This window comes from Pseudoalteromonas sp. ABE4_541 (genome assembly GCF_056312285.1).
Map to the genome: position 1 here is coordinate 450,258 of NZ_JBSVEM010000001.1, position 18,698 is coordinate 468,955.

Annotated in this window: 14 protein-coding genes and 1 pseudogene; 11 read left to right on the forward strand and 4 right to left on the reverse strand. The window is 42.3% G+C overall.

What is annotated here, in order from left to right; translation table 11 throughout:
* Positions 1 to 328: 328 nt before the first annotated feature.
* Positions 329 to 1,300, reverse strand: coding sequence for a LysR family transcriptional regulator (locus ACW689_RS02135; protein ID WP_476288106.1), 972 nt, complete (start codon positions 1,298 to 1,300; stop codon positions 329 to 331).
* A gap of 123 nt (positions 1,301 to 1,423) precedes the next feature.
* Here ACW689_RS02135 and ACW689_RS02140 point away from each other — a divergent pair, with 123 nt between their 5' ends.
* The 4 genes from ACW689_RS02140 to ACW689_RS02155 all read left to right on the forward strand — a co-directional run bounded on the left by ACW689_RS02140 (position 1,424) and on the right by ACW689_RS02155 (position 7,852).
* On the forward strand, positions 1,424 to 2,608 hold the full coding sequence (locus ACW689_RS02140; RefSeq protein ID WP_476288108.1) for an efflux RND transporter periplasmic adaptor subunit: 1,185 nt from the start codon (positions 1,424 to 1,426) through the stop codon (positions 2,606 to 2,608).
* Between the two features lie 2 nt (positions 2,609 to 2,610).
* Positions 2,611 to 5,748: an efflux RND transporter permease subunit gene (locus tag ACW689_RS02145; RefSeq protein WP_476288110.1), complete on the forward strand. Its 3,138-nt coding sequence runs from the start codon at positions 2,611 to 2,613 to the stop codon at positions 5,746 to 5,748.
* Positions 5,749 to 5,885: 137 nt separating this feature from the next.
* Positions 5,886 to 6,884 carry a zinc-binding dehydrogenase gene (locus ACW689_RS02150; RefSeq protein ID WP_476288112.1) on the forward strand — a complete coding sequence of 333 codons (999 nt, stop codon included), beginning with the start codon at positions 5,886 to 5,888 and terminating at the stop codon, positions 6,882 to 6,884.
* Positions 6,885 to 7,267: 383 nt separating this feature from the next.
* Positions 7,268 to 7,852: an MlaC/ttg2D family ABC transporter substrate-binding protein gene (locus tag ACW689_RS02155; protein ID WP_476288114.1), complete on the forward strand. Its 585-nt coding sequence runs from the start codon at positions 7,268 to 7,270 to the stop codon at positions 7,850 to 7,852.
* A 67-nt stretch (positions 7,853 to 7,919) separates the two neighbouring features.
* Here the strand turns inward: ACW689_RS02155 and ACW689_RS02160 are convergent, their stop codons facing one another.
* Positions 7,920 to 8,720 carry a DUF2989 domain-containing protein gene (locus tag ACW689_RS02160; protein WP_476288116.1) on the reverse strand — a complete coding sequence of 267 codons (801 nt, stop codon included), beginning with the start codon at positions 8,718 to 8,720 and terminating at the stop codon, positions 7,920 to 7,922.
* A gap of 144 nt (positions 8,721 to 8,864) precedes the next feature.
* Between ACW689_RS02160 and ACW689_RS02165 the strand changes: the two genes are divergently transcribed.
* The 6 genes from ACW689_RS02165 (at position 8,865) to ACW689_RS02190 (ending at position 16,756) form a co-directional block, all read left to right on the forward strand.
* Entirely contained in the window at positions 8,865 to 10,310 is a 1,446-nt protein-coding gene (locus tag ACW689_RS02165) for a glyceraldehyde-3-phosphate dehydrogenase (protein WP_476288118.1), read from the forward strand.
* Positions 10,311 to 10,470: 160 nt separating this feature from the next.
* On the forward strand, positions 10,471 to 11,598 hold the full coding sequence (locus ACW689_RS02170; protein ID WP_476288120.1) for a M14 family metallopeptidase: 1,128 nt from the start codon (positions 10,471 to 10,473) through the stop codon (positions 11,596 to 11,598).
* Positions 11,599 to 11,664: 66 nt separating this feature from the next.
* On the forward strand, positions 11,665 to 13,395 hold the full coding sequence (locus ACW689_RS02175) for an alanine/glycine:cation symporter family protein (RefSeq protein WP_476288122.1): 1,731 nt from the start codon (positions 11,665 to 11,667) through the stop codon (positions 13,393 to 13,395).
* Between the two features lie 79 nt (positions 13,396 to 13,474).
* Positions 13,475 to 13,801, forward strand: a complete 327-nt coding sequence (locus tag ACW689_RS02180; RefSeq protein WP_476288124.1) for a hypothetical protein — start codon at positions 13,475 to 13,477, stop codon at positions 13,799 to 13,801.
* 2 nt (positions 13,802 to 13,803) lie between these two features.
* Positions 13,804 to 14,085, forward strand: coding sequence for a YeaC family protein (locus tag ACW689_RS02185; RefSeq protein ID WP_476288126.1), 282 nt, complete (start codon positions 13,804 to 13,806; stop codon positions 14,083 to 14,085).
* Positions 14,075 to 16,756, forward strand: coding sequence for a DUF349 domain-containing protein (locus ACW689_RS02190; protein ID WP_476288128.1), 2,682 nt, complete (start codon positions 14,075 to 14,077; stop codon positions 16,754 to 16,756). The genes ACW689_RS02185 and ACW689_RS02190 overlap by 11 nt, the downstream gene beginning before the upstream one ends.
* An 82-nt stretch (positions 16,757 to 16,838) precedes the next feature.
* Here ACW689_RS02190 and ACW689_RS02195 read toward each other — a convergent pair whose 3' ends face one another.
* On the reverse strand, positions 16,839 to 17,276 hold the full coding sequence (locus tag ACW689_RS02195) for a nucleotide triphosphate diphosphatase NUDT15 (protein ID WP_476288130.1): 438 nt from the start codon (positions 17,274 to 17,276) through the stop codon (positions 16,839 to 16,841).
* 193 nt (positions 17,277 to 17,469) lie between these two features.
* Here ACW689_RS02195 and ACW689_RS02200 point away from each other — a divergent pair.
* Positions 17,470 to 17,574: pseudogene (locus ACW689_RS02200) on the forward strand (transposase); the annotation flags it as partial.
* A gap of 138 nt (positions 17,575 to 17,712) precedes the next feature.
* Here ACW689_RS02200 and ACW689_RS02205 read toward each other — a convergent pair.
* On the reverse strand, positions 17,713 to 18,564 hold the full coding sequence (locus tag ACW689_RS02205) for a hypothetical protein (RefSeq protein ID WP_476288132.1): 852 nt from the start codon (positions 18,562 to 18,564) through the stop codon (positions 17,713 to 17,715).
* Positions 18,565 to 18,698 lie beyond the last annotated feature (134 nt).

An 18,698-nucleotide genomic window follows, 5' to 3' on the forward strand; every position in this document is an offset into this window, starting at 1 on the left:
TAGTTGCAATGTTTCTATTGCTAGCTATCAAAACTCTTATCCGCAGCTGAGGTTAGATATTTGCTTTTATGAAGTGTACTTGAACGAAATAAAAATGAAACGACAACTTAGATAAACAAACTTAAAAAGCGCCATAGTAATTTACAGTTGAAAAATAGTGCGATTGCTAATATTTCTGATGGCTGTGTAATTGATAGATACGCTTTATTGCAAAGCAGCTACGTCGCGTATTATAAAAGAGATATGTGCAGATTGTGTCGCATTTTAGAGCACATAAAGAACCCATCGAAGGGCTCTATTGGCGAATATGTCCGGTGGTGCAATAAGATTAGAATAATGGGGGCTTAATTGGGGGAGTAAAGCCATACATGTTTTCAAAGTCTGGAATATTCTTTTCCCATATCGGCAGATCTTTACCTATGTATTCACGCATCGCATCAAAAAATAGCCTAGTTCGAACCGGCAGATCTCGGTGTGGGTAAACGGCATATAAAGCTGAATAGTCGACCAATTTTACATGGGTCAGTAAAGGAACTAACTCGCAATTTTGTATTTCTTGGCCCACGAGAAAAGCGGGAACGGTGCAAAATGCGGTATCTGACAACACTTTCATCATGAGTAATTCACCATCATTGCTACGAAATATACTTTTAACAGGGATTTCGCGTGGCTCGTTGTTGCTGTCTAAATAGTTGATGCCAGTAAAACGCAAACCATCACTGGCGTAGGTTGCTGCGGGAAGCTCAGCCAGTTGCTCCATGTTTGTGGGTTTACCATAGGCATCTAGGAAACTAGGTGTTGCAAGCATAATAAGTCGATTGCGAGCAATTTTTCGTGCTATCAAAGATGAGTCTTTTGGTTCACCAACGCGAAATGCAAGATCATACCCTTCTCCGACAATGTCAACTAAGCGGTCTTCCAAGCGCAATTCAATTTCCACTTGAGGAAAACGCTTTTGGAATTCATTGACCACAGGCTGAACATACCTTCTGCCTATAATGGTGGAACTGGATATTCTTAAAAGGCCTTTGGGTTCTGTATGGTAGTTTTCCGCTAACAACTGCGTTTCGCTTAGAAGCTTTCTTAATTGTTGTGCCTTCTTTACCATTTCTGCACCAGCGGCAGTCAGCGAAAATGAACGTGTGGTGCGGTTGAGTAACCGAACGCTTAGTTCATCTTCTAGCTTACTGATCTGCTTGGATATAACTGAACGGTCAATATTTCTATTTTGTGCGGCTTTAGCAAATGATCCTCTCTCAACCACATCTAAAAACATCAATAAACGCGTACTTGTGTCCATAACCTGTATCCAACGAAAACCAATTGGTGCCATTGTGGCATTAATAAGTTTAAAAATCGATGCTTTTTTGTCTCCTTTGTCTTTTGTAAACTGACTGTCATAAAGGAAAGGAGAGAAAACACCATGAAAAAATCACTATTAGTATTAGCTATTGTAGGAGGTCTTGTGCATCTAAGTGGTTGCAGCGAATCACATGCAGAAGCAACTGAGCAACAGGCACAAGTATTTAAGCAACCTATCGATGTGACAAAAGTAAAAGCCTACCCTGTGCAAGCGCGGTATACATATACAAGCCGCTTAGAAGCGGTTGAACAAGTCCAACTTCGCCCTAGAGTGTCTGGCAATATTGCACAAGTGAACTTTGAAGAGGGCCAGAGTGTATCTTTCGGAGAGGTCTTGTTTACGCTAGATAGACGACCTTTTCTCGTCAAGGTCACAGAGCTAGAAGCGCGTTTACAAAGTGCAAAGGCAGAACTTGCACAAGCGCAAAGCGATGCTAAAAGAGCATCACGTTTATTGAAAAGTAAGTCCATAGCGCAAGAAGAGTTTGAAAGAAGAAACTCATTGCAAGCTCAGTTAAAGGCGAATGTACTGGCGACTCAAGCCAAGCTTGATGCTGCCAAGTTAGATCTAGAGTATACCGAAGTTAGAGCGCCTATTTCAGGCATTGTATCACGTGCAGAGTTAACGACAGGCAACACGGTTCAAGCTGGGCAAAGTGTGTTAACGCATATTGTTTCAGATGACTTTGTATATGCCTATTTTGACATTAATGAACGTACGTGGCATCAACAGTTCAGCCAATTACAAGGTGATAAGCAAACAGCCGTCATGATGCAATTGTTAGGTGAAAAGCAATTCAGTCATCTGGGGGCTGTCGACTTTGTAGATAATCGCATTAACGAAAAAACGGGCACGTTAAGAGTCCGAGCCGTTTTTGAAGCTTCCGATAAACTAAAACCAGGTTCATTTGCGCGTATCAGCATTGCAGCCAGTGAAATTCAAGAGCATGTTTTAGTGCCAGAGACTGCGGTTGGTACTGATTTGAAAAATCGGTTTGTGCTTGTCAGCAATGAACAAGATGTATTGCAGTATCGAGCGGTGACGCTAGGTGAGCGTTATGGACTTATGCGTGTAATCAAAACAGGACTAAGTGCCGGAGACAAAGTGGCGGTCAATGGTCCTGCTAGAGTGGGCCCTGGTATGCCTATTGCGCCACAGATGGTAGAGGTTAAGCCAGAGCAAAACCTGCTGGTTATGATGCCTAAAGACACGACTCAGTTGCTAGTTGCTGAGCGAGGAGAGTAGAGATGTCGTTTTCTCACTTTTTTATCAAAAGGCCGATTTTTGCGGCTATGTTGTCGTTGGTTATATTGATTGCTGGCGCTATCAGTCTTTTTCAATTACCTGTTAGCGAATACCCCGAAGTCGTGCCACCAACGGTGGTTGTGTCTGCTAGTTACCCGGGAGCAAACCCAACAGTCATAGCGCAAACTGTGGCAACACCCTTGGAGCAAGAGATCAATGGTACGGAAAACATGCTATATATGTTTTCGCAGGCAACCAGTGATGGGCGCATGACGTTAACCGTCACCTTTGCGCTTGGCACTGATTTAGACCGCGCGCAAGTGCAAGTGCAAAACCGAGTGAATAGTGCACTACCCAGATTGCCTCAAGAAGTGCAAAGGCTAGGGGTAGTCGCTCAAAAAGCATCGCCGGATCTGACCATGGTGGTGCATTTATATTCGCCAACCAACAGTCACGATACAACATACTTGTCTAATTACGCAGATTTGTATGTCAAAGATGAGATCGCGCGTCTTCCGGGGGTCGGTGATGTGAAGCTGTTTGGCGGCGGAAAATACGCAATGCGCGTATGGCTTGATCCTGATGCACTTGCCTCAAATCAGTTAACGGCAATGGATGTTGTTAAAGCGTTGCGAGAGCAAAATCAGCAAGTCGCTGCGGGTAGCTTAGGTGCTCAGCCTGCGGCAAGTGAATCCCAATTCCAGGTGCTGCTTAACGTGCATGGGCGTTTGGATAGTATTGAAGAGTTCGAGCAAGTGGTGATCAAAATTGGTGACCAAGGAGCCATTACACGATTGAAAGATGTAGCGCGTGTGGAGCTTGGCCAAGATCATTATGCCTTGCGTGCGTTGTTAGATGGTCAACCAGCCTTGGCAATGCCTATTTTTCAGCGGCCTGGCTCCAATGCTATCGAATTGTCTGAGCAAGTGCGTGCAACGATGGCAAGACTAAGTGACTCGTTCCCAGAAGGTGTTGAGTACGATATTGTTTATGATCCAACAGTGTTTGTACGCGGCTCAATCGATGCCGTAATAAAAACGTTGTTAGAAGCGATAGTATTGGTTGTGCTTGTTGTGATCTTGTTTTTACAAACTTGGCGTGCCTCTATTATTCCACTGATTGCAGTGCCAGTGTCACTGGTTGGTACGTTTGCTATTATGCAGTGGCTAGGTGTTTCTATTAACACGCTGTCTTTATTTGGCTTGGTGCTAGCAATCGGTATTGTAGTTGATGATGCCATCGTGGTTGTTGAAAATGTTGAGCGCAATATTGGCAAAGGACTGAGTCCTGTTGAGGCCACTAAGCTTGCGATGAATGAGGTGACGGGCCCAATTATTGCGATTGCTTTGGTGTTGTGTGCGGTATTTATTCCAACCGCGTTTATCACTGGATTATCAGGCCAGTTTTATAAACAATTTGCATTAACGATCACCATTTCAACAATTATTTCTGCAATTAACTCATTAACTTTGTCGCCAGCGTTAAGCGCGTTGTTGTTGAAGCCTCACAATAGTGAGCCGGACAGATTGACGCGGTTGTTAGACAAGATCTTTGGTCGTTGGGTGTTCCAGCCATTTAATCGACTATTTGAAAAAAGCAGTGAAGGATACGAAAAGGTCGTGAAAAAACTCATTCGTATGTCTGCTGTTGTTGGACTTTTATATCTTGCCTTGATCGGCTCGACAATGAAGCTGTTTGACTCAGTACCTGGAGGCTTTATTCCAGCGCAAGATAAACAATACTTGGTTGCTATTGCACAATTACCTGATGCCGCGAGTTTAGACAGAACTGAAGCGGTAACCAGACAGATGGAGCAAATTGCTTTACAGGTGCCAGGTGTCGCAAATACAGTATCGTTTCCTGGTTTGTCTGTGAATGGTTTCACCAACAGTCCAAATGCAGCCATTGTATTTACGCCTTTAGAAGATTTTACAAAACGCCAAGACCCGAGTCAGTCTGCAATGGCGATAGCGATGGAGCTCAACAAACGTTTTACAGCGATTGATGAAGCATTTGTCGCTGTGTTCCCACCGCCACCGATCCAAGGTCTTGGTACGACTGGCGGATTCAAATTACAAATTGAAGATAGGGGCAATAAGGGATTTGAAGCGCTATTTAATGCACTGGAAAAGGTAACAAATGAAGCGCGAAAAGACCCAGCACTGACGGGGATGTTTTCAAGTTTTAGAATTCAAGTGCCACAAATGGACATCGATATTGACCGTGAACAAGCGATGTTACAGGGCATTCCATTAACCGAAGTATTTAATGCATTGCAAGTGTACATGGGGTCACTTTATGTAAACGACTTCAACATGTTTGGAAGAACGTACCAAGTAACCGCACAAGCACAGGCACAAAGTCGACTTGATCCACAACAAATTTTGGCTTTGAAAGTGCGTAATGTGCGTGGCGACATGGTACCGCTTGGTTCCGTGTTGACGGCAACGCCTACAACTGGTCCAGATAGGGTTATGCACTACAACGGTTATCCAAGTGCTGAGCTTAATGGCAGTCCAGCACCAGGTTTCAGCTCAGATCAGGCGCAACAAGCGATTGAAGCCATCTTAGCTGAACATTTGCCAAATGGAATGGAATACGAATGGACAGATGTGACATACCAGCAAATTTTGGCCGGTAATACCATGGTGTATATTTTCCCGTTGGTTGTGCTATTAGTGTTTATGGTGCTTGCCGCTCAATATGAAAGCTTAAGATTGCCACTGGCTATCATTTTGATTGTACCAATGACGATATTTTCAGCGTTACTTGGCATATGGTGGATTGGTGGAGACAACAACATTTTTACACAAATCGCGCTGATCGTACTGGTTGCGCTGGCATGTAAGAATGCCATCTTGATGGTTGAGTTTGCCAAAGAAAAGCACGATACAGGAAGTACGCCATTTGCTGCTATTGTTGAAGCATGTCGATTGCGCTTACGCCCAATTCTGATGACTTCAATTGCGTTCACCGCCGGTGTTGTACCTCTCGTGTTGGCATCTGGTGCTGGAGCAGAAATGCGCCAAGCAATGGGGGTGGCTGTATTCTTTGGCATGTTAGGTGTCACATTTTTCGGGCTACTGTTTACGCCTGTATTTTATATGTGGATGAATCGTAAGCATGTAAAGCAAAGGTGAAGATGCGTCGTCAATCACAGTTTTGACATCTGAATAACTTATAGTTGAGCTGTCCTGAAATGAATGTTGTAATAAATAGACATTAATGCTGATCGAACGCATTCAGGACACTCACAGTGCAAAGTAAAGAGAATAGTGTGATAACAATACCGAATACAATGAATGCAATTATGCTCGCAAGTGTGGGGCGTGACTTTGAGCTGCAATCAGCACAGATTGATGTGCCACGTATCGTCGATAACCAGGTCCTTGTAAAAGTAGAGTATGCTGGGCTAGCAGCGTTGGATGAACGCTTTGCCGTGCAAGGTACACCCTGCTGGCATTATCCACGCATATTCGGTTTTGATGCGGTTGGTACCGTTGTTGATGCGCCAAAAGGAATGCATCCAGCTATTGGTACGAGAGTCATGTGGCACAATGATATAAGTTCTCCTGGCATTATGTGCGAATATGCGGCGGTAGCGAATTATGCTTTAACTGTTCTGCCACACAATGTCGATCCAGCATTGGCTGCCAGTGTGCCGAGCGCCGGTATGACAGCGTTGATTGCACTCTATAAATTGCAATTGAATGAGGGGGAGTCGGTCTTTATTGAGGCCGGGCACACATGCATAGGCCAGCTGGCAATTCAATTTGCAAAGCAGCAAGGGTTGACGGTATTTACAAGCTGTGTGGCTGATGATTACGACAAACTTAAGCGGCTAGGTGCTGACGCTGTATTTTCGCTCAATGATGAAAGTTTGCTGGAGAAAATCCAACGTCAATATGGTTATGATGGCGTGCAAGGTGTAATTGACTGTACAGGGCAAAATACTAATCTGTTAATTTCCTTATTACAGTTTTGTGGTCGTATTAGTTGTGTCTCTGGTTTGTCTCAACTTGATGACGCATTACTTTTCAAAAAAGCGCCTAACATTGGTGTGGTTTCCTTACCTGGTGCTTGGCTTGCGAAAAGTATCTGTGCGCAGCAAAGAATGTCATTTTTAGGGAATGTATTGATTGAAAGCTTAGAGCAAGGTCAATTGCATATTCAGCAGCATGACATACTTTCTTTTGATTGCAATACGATTTCTGATGTGTTGCGACAGCGTATTAATGACGGTAGTACCACTTTTTCAAGTATTAAAATTGCTTAGGGCATGTTGACCTTTGCGGTATGATTTTTATTCAAATCAAAGGCTTTCAAAGAAATGCGCTATGACACATAGTGGTTTATGTAAGTAGCGCATGACGCCCTAATAAAATCATTTCACAGTGCGAGAGATTGAGGCAGATATGAATTGTCACAGTTTCTCTCTATTCCTTACAAATCCTAACATTTGTTCTTCGCATGCTCAGATATAATGCCTAGCGTGATCTATGACCTATCTAACTAAATCACATGAGAACATGAACACCAGTAATGGGGTAAGGATTTAATTGATGTCATAGAAGCACTAAACATGTGCTTTTTTGTATCTTTTTAACCATTAAATGAGTGCGTAAAATGCACTTAAACAAACATTTGGAACGTTTAATTATGAACAGATTACTTGTAGCAGTCGCATTGCTGTTTTCTTCTTTTGGATTTGCGGCTGAGTCTCCATATCAGTTGATCAATCAAGTGGGAGATAAGCTATTTAATGATATTAAAGAAGTAAATGCGACAGGCAATGCAAGTTCTGACGTGATGAAGAATATTGTCCGCAGTCGTTTAATGCCACACATTGATGTGAAGTTTGTCTCTTTTAAATTACTTGGAAAGCATATTAAAGGTTTGCAGCGTGCTGAAGCTGTTGATTTTATTGCTGCAGTAGATAGCTACTTGGTAGCGACCTATGCCAGTGCGCTGCTTCAATATAAGGGACAAGAAGTAAAGTTTGAGGAATTACCATTTGGCAATGACGCGGAATTTGCAACCGTAAAGGTTGTAATAGACGAAGTGTCTGGGCCGGATATTGATATGCATTTTAAGTTTCGAAAAGGTAAAGACGGTAGCTGGAAAGTATATGATATGGTTGCTGAAGGTATTTCGTTATTAAGTGCAAAACAAAAAGAAATTACAACACGTATTTCAGAAGTAGGTTTGGCTCAAGTAACAACTGAATTGAAGACAAAAGTGTAACAGTTTTAACTTTCCGACTTTTAAGTTAAAAGCCGTTAAGGGCAGTGGAAGCTGCCCTTTTTTTGTTTTAAAACTCTCTGGGAGAGATAAAAGTTCCTTCTTGAATACTGTCGTAGGTTTTTTGTGCTAAGTCATCTAGTGGTGCGAGTGACTTTCCTGAGCTGGTAATTTGATGCTCGATAGGTAGTATATCCACGTCTTTAAAACCAGACATTTGCGCAACTTTTGCAAAGGTATAAGCATGCTTATACTTTTCTTGTTTATAAAAAATACTGGTTAATGTGGCATACACTTCAGGTTTTGGCTGCTCACCTTGTTTGTTGAGCTCAAGTACGCGGTATAACAAATTAATCGTTTTTTCATCGTCTACTTTTGCATAAAAGGTTGCGAGGAATAATTGGATCTCTGGATCTTCTCTAACTTCTTTTTGGTCTTGCATGTTAAGCAGTTTATTCATCGCTACTTGATTATTATTTCGTGACCAATGGTAGTAAAGTAATCCTGGATGAGATGTGTCGACAGTTTCTTGAAATATTCGGTTTATTTCTTTGAGGCTAGTAATATGGCCTTCAACTCGAGACGTGGTTTTTTCTTTGAGTTTGATATGTTCAATCTTTGCAGCGCGAGAGACACATTTGTCATATCGCTCAAAATGCTTTAAAAGCTGGTATTTGTTGTTATCTGAAGGGTCTTTGTATTCCGTGTAGCGAGCAATGATCACCTCAGCACGCTCCTCTCTACAGTGACTATCTTGGTTTAGATCACTACAAAACCCAGGTGTTTCTTTACACACTTTACTGAGTGTAAGTGGACTGTCGCATCCTGCTAATAGTAATACTGATAAGACAACAGTCTGCCTTAATGTCATGTCGATACCTCTGGTCACAATTGATTAATTCATTCTAGCTCAATGAATTGATGAGTAACAGTGGAGAATCGTTGCGGTTTAAATTAGAATAGCCGTGCCCAATCGGGCTATCCGTTCAAAAAAATTGTTTATTAGGCAGAAAAAATGACCTTATCTCACGAGCAAGAATATCAAAATAGCTGGCAAGAGCGCCAAGATTATGCAGAAAATATGCAACCAATTATTGGTCGTCTGTACCGTAACTCAGGTATTGAAATTGCTGTTTACGGTCGTCCTCTTGTTAACTCAAGCACCATTGACGTGATCAAAGCACACAAAACGGTTGCCCGTTTTGAAGAGCGTAAACTTCGTCTTCGTGAAAGCTTCCCATTCTTAGAAGCGATCAGCAAAATGGATCTTGCGCCTGCACGTATCGATTTGGGTAAATTAGCGTATGGCTATATTTATAAAAACGCAGGAGAAGGCCGCTCAATTGAAGAATACCTAAACGAAGAACTCGTTGAGCTTATCAATAAAGGTGATCGTCAAGCGCCTCGCGATGTGGTTCTTTATGGTTTTGGCCGCATCGGTCGTTTATTAGCGCGCCTACTTATTGAACGTGGCGGCTCTCACGCTGATTTACGCTTACGTGCTATCGTTGTTCGTGGTGGCCGTGATGGTGACCTAGAAAAACGCGCAAGCTTGCTTCGTCGCGACTCAATCCACGGTCCTTTCAACGGTTCAATTACAGTTGACCATGAAAAGAGCGCGATTAAAGCAAACGGTAACTACATTCAAGTTATCTATTCAAACTCTCCAGATGAAGTGGATTACACTAAATATGGTATTGAAAATGCGCTTATCGTAGACAATACCGGTATTTGGAAAGATGAAGATGGTTTAGGTTTACACCTTAAATCGACAGGTGCTGCTAAAGTACTACTTACTGCACCAGCAAAAGGTGAGATCAAAAACATCGTTTATGGTGTAAATAACCAAGATGTTAAGAGCGAAGATAAAATTGTATCAGCAGCAAGCTGTACAACTAACGCAATTACACCAGTATTAAAAGCGATTAACGATAAGTTCGGTATTAAGAACGGTCACGTTGAAACAGTTCACTCATATACCAATGACCAAAACTTAATCGACAACTACCACAAAGCTGAGCGTCGTGGTCGTAGTGCGGCATTAAACATGGTTATTACTTCAACAGGTGCAGCTAAGGCAGTCGCTAAAGCTTTGCCTGAACTTGCAGGTAAATTAACGGGTAATGCAATTCGTGTACCTACGCCAAATGTATCAATGGCTATCATCAACTTAAACTTAGAGACTGCGACAGACCGTGACGAGTTAAACGAGTTCTTGCGTGATACTTCACTCTATTCAGACTTACGTGATCAGATTGACTATACAGCATCAACTGAAATCGTTTCTACTGACTTAGTTGGTAGTCGCTACGCTGGTGTTGTTGATTCACAAGCAACAATTGTGGATGGCGATCGTGTTGTACTTTACGTTTGGTACGATAATGAATTTGGCTATAGCTGTCAGGTTGTTCGTGTAATGCGCGATATGGCAGAAGTGTCATTTCCAAGCTTACCACGTTAATTGACCGTGAGTCACAAAAAGCCAGCAATTGCTGGCTTTTTTAGTTTTTGAACGCTCGAGGCTATGATACTCTTGGGCTTAATACGTTACAGCTAGGTAACAACATTTAACAGCAACGTTATTTTTCAGTCATGGACGATGTGCAATATTAAGGTACATAATGAACATCACGAGTAATTTTGACAGCGGAAATATCAAGGTGCTTTCGGCTAGTGAGCCACTTGATATTCAGTTAGAAATTAATAAAGACAATGAATCTGAGTTCTTTCAATGGTTCCATTTCCGTTTAGAGAGCACGCCATTTTTGGGCCACAAGCTGCATATCAATGGTCTAGAAAAGTCGGCATACCCAGAAGGGTGGGATGATTATCATGCCGTGGCATCTTACGATCGCCAAACATGGTTCAGAGTGCCTAGCCGTTATGAAAATGGCAGTTTGGTTATTGAGTTTGAACCAGAATGTGCACACACTTATTTTGCTTACTTCACACCGTACAGCTACGAGCGCCATTTAGACTTACTTTATTGGGCGCAAAGTCATGACGTATGTGAAATTCAAACCTTAGGCCAAACACTAGATGGACGCGATATAAGCTTACTGACAGTGGGCGAACCAAGTGATGATAAAAAGCATATTTGGATCACTGCACGTCAGCACCCAGGTGAAACGATGGCAGAGTGGTTTGTTGAAGGGCTACTGCATAAGTTACTCGATGATGAAGATCCACATGCTGCGGCATTGTTGTCAAAAGCGGTGTTTCATATAGTGCCGAACATGAACCCTGATGGCAGTGTTAGAGGCCATTTGCGTACCAATGCAGCAGGTGTTAACTTAAATCGCGAATGGCAGACGCCAAGTTTAGAAAAGTCACCTGAAGTATTTCATGTATTGAACAAAATGCATGAGACAGGCGTTGATATGTACTTGGATATTCACGGTGATGAGGCACTACCTTATAACTTTGTGGCTGGTGGAGAAGGTATACCAAGTTACGACGCACGTATTCAAAACTTGGAAGAAACATTTAAACGCGCATTACTGACAATTACGCCAGAATTCCAAGATGAATTTGGTTACGATAAAGACGCACCAGGAGAAGCAAATCTCACGGTCGCATCTTGTGCGGTTGGTGAAGCATTTAAAGTGTTGGCCTATACCGTGGAAATGCCATTTAAAGATAATGCTAATCTGCCAGACCCATATTATGGGTGGTCTGACAGACGTTCATATCAATTTGGACAAGACACACTTGCAGCGATTGTGAGTGTTGTAGATAAACTAAGATAATAACAATATTCAAAAAGCAACCTATTATTGGGTTGCTTTTTACGTATAACAACAAGAGGATGAGTCGTGGATGCATTTGGACAGTTTCTAGATTTTCTAGATAGCATTTTGGGGGGATCAGCTTGGTTCCCATATGTATTATTGGGCGTGGGGTTATTTTTCACGATTTACCTCAAGTTCCCGCAAGTTCGTTATTTCAAACATGCGTGTAAAGTCGTAACGGGCAAATTTGATAAAAAAGGCCAGCAAGGGGATACCACTCATTTCCAAGCGTTAGCCACTGCACTGTCTGGTACAGTTGGTACGGGTAACATTGGTGGTGTGGCTTTGGCCATTTCGATTGGTGGCCCAGCCGCATTGTTTTGGATGTGGATGACCGCGTTTTTCGGTATGACGACTAAATTTGTCGAGGTTACCTTATCTCACAAATACCGCGTAAAAACTGATGATGGCACAATGGCGGGTGGTCCAATGTATTACATGGACCGTCGTTTAAATATGAAATGGTTGGCAGTTTTATTTGCGATCGCAACCGTTATTAGCTCATTTGGCACGGGTAGCTTGCCGCAGATCAATAATATCGCGCAAGGTATGGAAGCGACATTTGGTGTCGAGCCGTGGCATACTGGTGGCGTGCTATCTATTCTTCTTGCTCTGGTTATTTTGGGTGGTATCAAACGCATCGCTGCGATCACCTCTCGTATTGTTCCACTGATGGCAGCTATCTACATCGTTGGTGCGTTAGGCGTTATCTTCTACAATATTGAGAATATCGTGCCGTCATTTGCGGCGGTGTTCACGAATGCATTTACGGGATCTGCTGCTGCCGGTGGGTTCTTAGGGGCGTCTTTTGCGTACGCATTTAACCGAGGTGTAAACCGAGGCTTATTTTCAAACGAGGCTGGTCAAGGCTCGGCCCCGATTGCGCACGCGTCGGCAAAGGCTGACGAGCCAGTGTCTGAAGGCATGGTGTCTATTCTCGAACCATTCATTGATACAATTATCATTTGTACGCTAACGGGTCTTGTGATTCTATCTTCTGGCGTATGGTCAGAAAAATTTGATACGCAGTTTGAGCGCTCATCAATGACGATTATTCAAGGTCAATACAGTGAAGACAACGATACTCAAAGACAGTCACTGTATAAATACTTGAATGGTGATAAAGAACATGGTGTAGAACTATTTACCGGCTCTATCGATGTTAAACAAGGTGTTGCACAAGATAATAACTTCACGATCATTCATTCTCGTTCAATCGGTGAAGACATCCGCTTTGGTATTACTGAACGTCATGTTTACACAGGTTCAGTTGAAATCAAAAATGGTATGCTGGTTGATGATAGTATTAGCGTACGTGGTAAATCTTTAGTGCACTCAGCAGAGTTAACAACAAAAGCATTTACACGCGGTTTCTTCGGTGACGGCGGTCAGTACATTGTATCTATTGGCTTGTTAATGTTTGCATTCTCAACAGCCATTGCTTGGTCTTACTATGGTGATAGAGCCATGATCTACCTTTTAGGTAGTCGCTCGGTTATGCCTTACCGTGTATTCTATGTTGCTGGTTTCTTCTGGGCTTCATTTGCCGACACCACTTTGGTGTGGAAATTAGCCGCGGTGGCAATCGTTGTAATGACGTTACCTAACTTATTCGGCATTTTCTTACTTCGTAAAGAAATGAAAGACTCGGTTGATGACTACTGGCAAAAGTTTAATGCTGAAAACGAAGCGGATCAAAGCACTGAGCAAAAAGGTGATGATAAAAGCAGCATGCGTGTAAACGAATCGAATTGAACAAAGACATTCGAATAGAAAACAAGTAAAATAGCGCCCACATTGGGCGCTTTTTTGTAGCATTTGGAGGAGTAAAATAATGGCGATTGTACAATGCCCCAGTTGCAGCAAATCTATTTCAAATAAAAGTACGGTATGCCCGCATTGCGATCTTCAGTTGGGCGAAATGACCGATGAGCAACTTGAACGTCTCGCGATTAAAAAGCGTATCAATAAGCAACAAAAGATAATGAACCATTCTTTTTTGGCCTTAATATTATTTTTAGGTGGTTTTTTATTTCTTTATTGGCGTCAGCCAGAGCCTGAATCATGGCAAATGTACGCTACGCAAGGCGCGATTGCGGTAGGCTGCGTATGGTATTTGGTAAACCGCGTCATTTTAATTTATTTGAAAAAGAAAAAGTAACGATGAATATTGATAGTTTAGTAAATGGTTTAACACCCGAAGTTTATGAACGCTTGCAATATGGCGCAGCTACGGGCAAATGGCCAGATGGTACCCCCTTAGATGAGGCTCAAAAAGAGCAAGCGGTACAGTTAGTGATGCTATACCAAGCTAAAGTCGCCAAAAGTAATGAGCAATTTACTATCAACGAACATGGCCAAATGGTTCAAAAATCAAAACGCGAATTACAACAAGAATTCAAATCTCAAAACGAAATAGCTAGGTTCAGTGAAAATGATCTTTAAACACCTATTTACGCCAAAATGGAAACACCCTAAAACAGCGGTACGTTTGGCGGCAGTTGATAAATTAGACACAGGGAAGGATGCCGAGGTACTTCACACTATTGCCTTGCAAGACAACTCGATAGAAATTCGTAAAAAAGCATTGCATAAAGTCAATGACCTCGTTTTGTGGTGGCAAGCCTATAAGCAGGACCAAAGCCTAAAAGACCTAGCCGAGCAGCAGATTACTAACGCTGTGCTTAACCAGAGTAATGCGTTAAGTGATGATATTCGAAGCGAATATATCGATAAATACGCTTCGAATAAGTTTTTAGAAAAGTTAGCCTTTGCGGAAAAAGAAGTCTCTCAGAAGTGTAAGCTGCTTAAACGCTTGGCTAATCCGAAGCTGATTGAGCGTGCCTTTAAAGAAGGTAATGAGTCATTACAGACAGGTCTATTATCGCTTATTGAGCAATATCAGCTTGATAAAACAGTGTTGAAAAGCGCGCAGGGTGAAGCGCGTAGCACAATAGAAAATCGTTTAGAGCAAGCACGTTTGGCAAAAGTAATGCCGGAGCAAGTTGAGCAGCAAACCAAGATGGTGCTTGCAAAACTTAATGTACTCCGCGAGAAGTTTGACTATGAGCAAGTGGATGAACAAGCCAAACGACTACTCAATCAATGGCAAGAGATTGAACTAAAGTGGTTGGATGAAGAGTCAATAGTTGCCGTTGATAAAAAGTTTCAAATGATCAATGACAAATTAGCCACTCATCTTGAAAAACTAAAAGCAGAGTTTGAACAAGAGCAAGCCATTGTTCGAGCTAAACAAGAACAAGAAGCAGCATTAAAAACTTTAGTTGTTGCTGTGGACGAATTGGCTTTACAGCTATCCAGTGCCGTCAGTGAACTGGATGCAACGAAAGAAAGCCAATTACAAGATGCATTGAAGAGCCTACAAGCACAGCAATCTGAGAGTGCATTCGCGCAATCTTCAGAGTTTCTTGAACAAGGTGCACGTTTAGAACGTTTAGCAACACAGTTAACGCAATTACCCGCATTAATTGATGCAAATACTAAAATGCAGCAGGCACTAGAAGCCTTAGCCCAGGTTAGTTCGACGCAAGAGCTTGAACAGTTAGACAATACACTTCAAGCGCAACAAGAAGCGTATGAAGTGTGTAAAGCAACGTTGCGCCAGTTACCGGATAACCTACAAAAGCCAGCATCAGAAAAGCTTTACGCTCTGAGCAATGAATTTAAAAAGGCGATGGCGCCGTTGGTAGACGAGCAGCAAAATCAGTTAAAGCAAGCACGACGTAAGGGTAAAGATGTTCAGCGTCTGATCGAACAAGGTCGTTTTAATGTTGCTTTTGGTGTATTTAATGGCTTTCTAGAGCATTTTGAAAAACTGACTTCCAACAACCAACAAAGTCTAGACAAGTTACATACCAGTTTATCTGAGGCGCTGCGAGAAGTGCGTGATTGGCAAAAATATGCTGCCACGCCAAAGCGTGCCGAGCTATTAGAGCAACTCGATGATAAGCTAGCTGAAACTGACATTGATCCTAAAAAGCGTGCCGCTGAAGTTAAGTTGCTCAGAGCTCGTTGGAATGAATTAGGGCGTGTTGATACGGATGAAGAAAGGGCACAAGCGCAGCAATTTGACGAGAAAATTGAGTTACTTTTTGCCCCGTGCCGAGAGTACTTCGCTGAGCAAGAACAGCAAAGAGCACAAGCTAAAGAAGCTCGTTCACAAATTATCGCACACATGCAATCTTTGTCAGAGCAAGATACGCAGGTAAGCGGCTTTGATTGGCGTGATTTTGAGAGCCAATTTAATCGATTGGCAAAGCAATGGCGATCTGCTGGTAATGTTGAAGGGGCAGTCTACAAAGAGCTCAATACTCAATACCGCGCTGCTCATAAGTCTGTGAATGATCAACTTAAAGCTTATCATCAGCAAAATGCCGAACTTAAACAAAAGCTGGTAGAGCAGGCTGAGCAACAATTAGCAGTTGAAAATTTAGCTGATGCATGTGAGCAGTTAAAAGCGCTACAAAAGCAGTGGCAAACGATTGGTTTTGCAGGTTCGAAGCACGAGCATACGTTATGGCAAACATTTAGAGCACACAACGATGCGGTGTTTGCTAAACGTAGTGAACAAATTGAACAGCATAAAGAGCAACAAGCCAATCAAGAAGCAGAGCAGCAGGCGCAGTTAGATGCCCTAGCTTCTAAGTTACATAGCAGTTTATCGCTTTCGGAGCTGGAACAACTTGCTGACGAAGTTAAATCGCTTGAGTTGCTATCAGGCTTGAAGAAATTGCAAAAGGCGCTATTGAACAAAATTGAAAGCGAGCAAGCAAAACTACAAGCCAAGAAAGATAAACAAAAGTACAATGACTTAATCGCAGCACTTGAGCAAGGTGACGCGTTACCAGCTAACTGGCAGTTAAGTAATTGTCATACTGGGTTATCTGCTGAGCAGCTTTTGCTACGCCTTGAGATTTTGTCAGATATTGAATCACCAGCTGCGCAAAAAGCTGAGCGCATGGCCGAGCAGGTGGCGTTACTCGATGCTAAATTGCAAGGTGAAGAAGTCGGTTTTGAGCAAACACTAATACAATACCTAAGTGTGGGTGAAGGCGAACTTGATGCGAGCCGCTTATTGACTGTACTTAAGAGCTAACCAGGTACTCAAGACTAAGAATAAAAATCCGATGCACAGTCATCGGATTTTTTGTTTGCAATTGTGTTTTGCGCTTTACACTTTATTGCTGGCTTTCGATAAGATGGTTGACGAGTGCATCATGGATTTTTGAGTCTTGTAGTAAGTTTTTCAAAGGAAGAAACAGAGGCTCAGGTAGTTCGTTGAGTTTAAACCATTGCCATTGAGTACATTTTTCTGGCTCAGTAACTTTAGGTGCGCCTGAGGCGCTAGATGAGACCATAAATAATGTCACATAGTGCTTATTTTCTTTGCCAAAAATGTCATTAGTGAAACCGAGTTTTTTAAATGAGCTGGCAACCAGGCCCGTTTCTTCGAGTGTTTCTCGTTCAGCGCATGCCTCAATGCTTTCGCCTAACTCAAGGTGGCCGCCAGGGGTTGCCCAAGTGTTCGCGCCATGAGCACCAATTCGCTCGCCGAGAAGTATTTTACCTTCACGAAGAATCACAGCGGCGACGCCTACTCGTACAGACATATTCATATGTAAAAATACCTTAAAAACGTTCAATTACTTTGCTGATTTTAACTTTATCGATGTTACAAATACCATAATTTCAGACGGTTAACGTGAGACGGTTAACGTGGACACCCACTCCAATTTGCATGTTGGGTTGGTTTGTCTAAGCTTCTAGTCCTTAAAAATCATACTCAATTCTAGGTTCAAGGAGCGAACGATGGGATTAGCAAGGAGTCGGCAAATCAGTTTGTCGGATACACCATATTATCACTGCGTATTGCACTGTGTTCGCCGCGTGTTTTTGTGCGGTGAGGATAAGCTCGGCGATACTGGACTGTAGTGGCACAATAAATTTGACATGCCATATTAGTAAATATATGCGGACACTCTAATTATTTTTTGAGTGTCCGCGGTTTCGGTATTGCCCTAAAGCTTCTTAACTAAAACTTTGGGTGAGTTGTTAATAAGGAGGGCAGGTTGGACAAGGTCGTTCTAGGGCGGTTCCACCAACATCTACTCGACCTAAGTAAAGCCTTTCTGAAGTGTAGGAACCGTCAGAAACCCACGCTTCAACAGTATGAACTCCTGATTGACTAGAATAGATGTTTAAGGTCGTATTGCCTTGAGTTTTAGAAATAGCCTTTGACGCCCCAGCTCCTATTCCTTGAGCCCCAACAGCTCTTACCCATAAGCGTGCATTTGCGCTCGTGCCTTTTATACCTAGTTTCGAGTATTTATCAGCCATCCAACCTACTGTTACAGTTACTCTGTTAGGTGAGTTTGAATATGGCTTTGAATGGTATTTTATCTGTGGTTTATCTTTTTGGACTACAACAGACATGGCTTGGCATCGTTCTCCTGTCCTAGCCCAAACCACAGCAGGGCCATGAGTATATTTAAAGTCCATACTGTAGTAAGCGTTTGAATCCCAGTTACTTCGATCTTTACCTAAGTAGCCTTGTTCGGAGTTGTAGAAGCTTACATCTCTTAACTTGTCATTGGGATCGAGAAAATCTAAATCTGCCTTAATTCTAGCACCTGAATTTCTTAAGATATATCCAGGCCCTGATATCTTAAGGTCACTTTCAGAATTAATGAAAGAGTAAATAGCGCTTAAAAAATCTGTCTTCGATGCCCATGGAGAAGGTGTTTGATAAAGGTTCCAACTTGCCTCAATTAGATTAGGCAATTTGGCAAAGTCTACTCCAGTATTACTTTTGTCTTTATAACTGCAATCGAAAGGCAATTCATTTGCAGCAGATTGAAATGAGAAAGCAGACATTAGTACTACACAAAGCAAGTGTTTTTTCATTAATGATTCCTTATTTAATGATTTGTTTATTTGTTACTATTTACTCTAATTTGTGTATTGTGTTTTTATTTTGGGTAAAAGTAAAGCGTCAAAATGGATCATCGATATTCGATTTGGTCTTCTCATTTTGGAGC

Coding starts and splice junctions, on each gene's coding strand:
- ACW689_RS02170 (WP_476288120.1), top strand. CDS start 10,471: ATGAACATCACGAGTAATTTTGACAGCGGAAATATCAAGGTGCTTTCG.
- ACW689_RS02180 (WP_476288124.1), top strand. CDS start 13,475: ATGGCGATTGTACAATGCCCCAGTTGCAGCAAATCTATTTCAAATAAA.
- ACW689_RS02145 (WP_476288110.1), top strand. CDS start 2,611: ATGTCGTTTTCTCACTTTTTTATCAAAAGGCCGATTTTTGCGGCTATG.
- ACW689_RS02140 (WP_476288108.1), top strand. CDS start 1,424: ATGAAAAAATCACTATTAGTATTAGCTATTGTAGGAGGTCTTGTGCAT.
- ACW689_RS02185 (WP_476288126.1), top strand. CDS start 13,804: ATGAATATTGATAGTTTAGTAAATGGTTTAACACCCGAAGTTTATGAA.
- ACW689_RS02165 (WP_476288118.1), top strand. CDS start 8,865: ATGACCTTATCTCACGAGCAAGAATATCAAAATAGCTGGCAAGAGCGC.
- ACW689_RS02195 (WP_476288130.1), bottom strand. CDS start 17,276: ATGAATATGTCTGTACGAGTAGGCGTCGCCGCTGTGATTCTTCGTGAA.
- ACW689_RS02190 (WP_476288128.1), top strand. CDS start 14,075: ATGATCTTTAAACACCTATTTACGCCAAAATGGAAACACCCTAAAACA.
- ACW689_RS02155 (WP_476288114.1), top strand. CDS start 7,268: ATGAACAGATTACTTGTAGCAGTCGCATTGCTGTTTTCTTCTTTTGGA.
- ACW689_RS02135 (WP_476288106.1), bottom strand. CDS start 1,300: ATGGACACAAGTACGCGTTTATTGATGTTTTTAGATGTGGTTGAGAGA.
- ACW689_RS02205 (WP_476288132.1), bottom strand. CDS start 18,564: ATGAAAAAACACTTGCTTTGTGTAGTACTAATGTCTGCTTTCTCATTT.
- ACW689_RS02160 (WP_476288116.1), bottom strand. CDS start 8,720: ATGACATTAAGGCAGACTGTTGTCTTATCAGTATTACTATTAGCAGGA.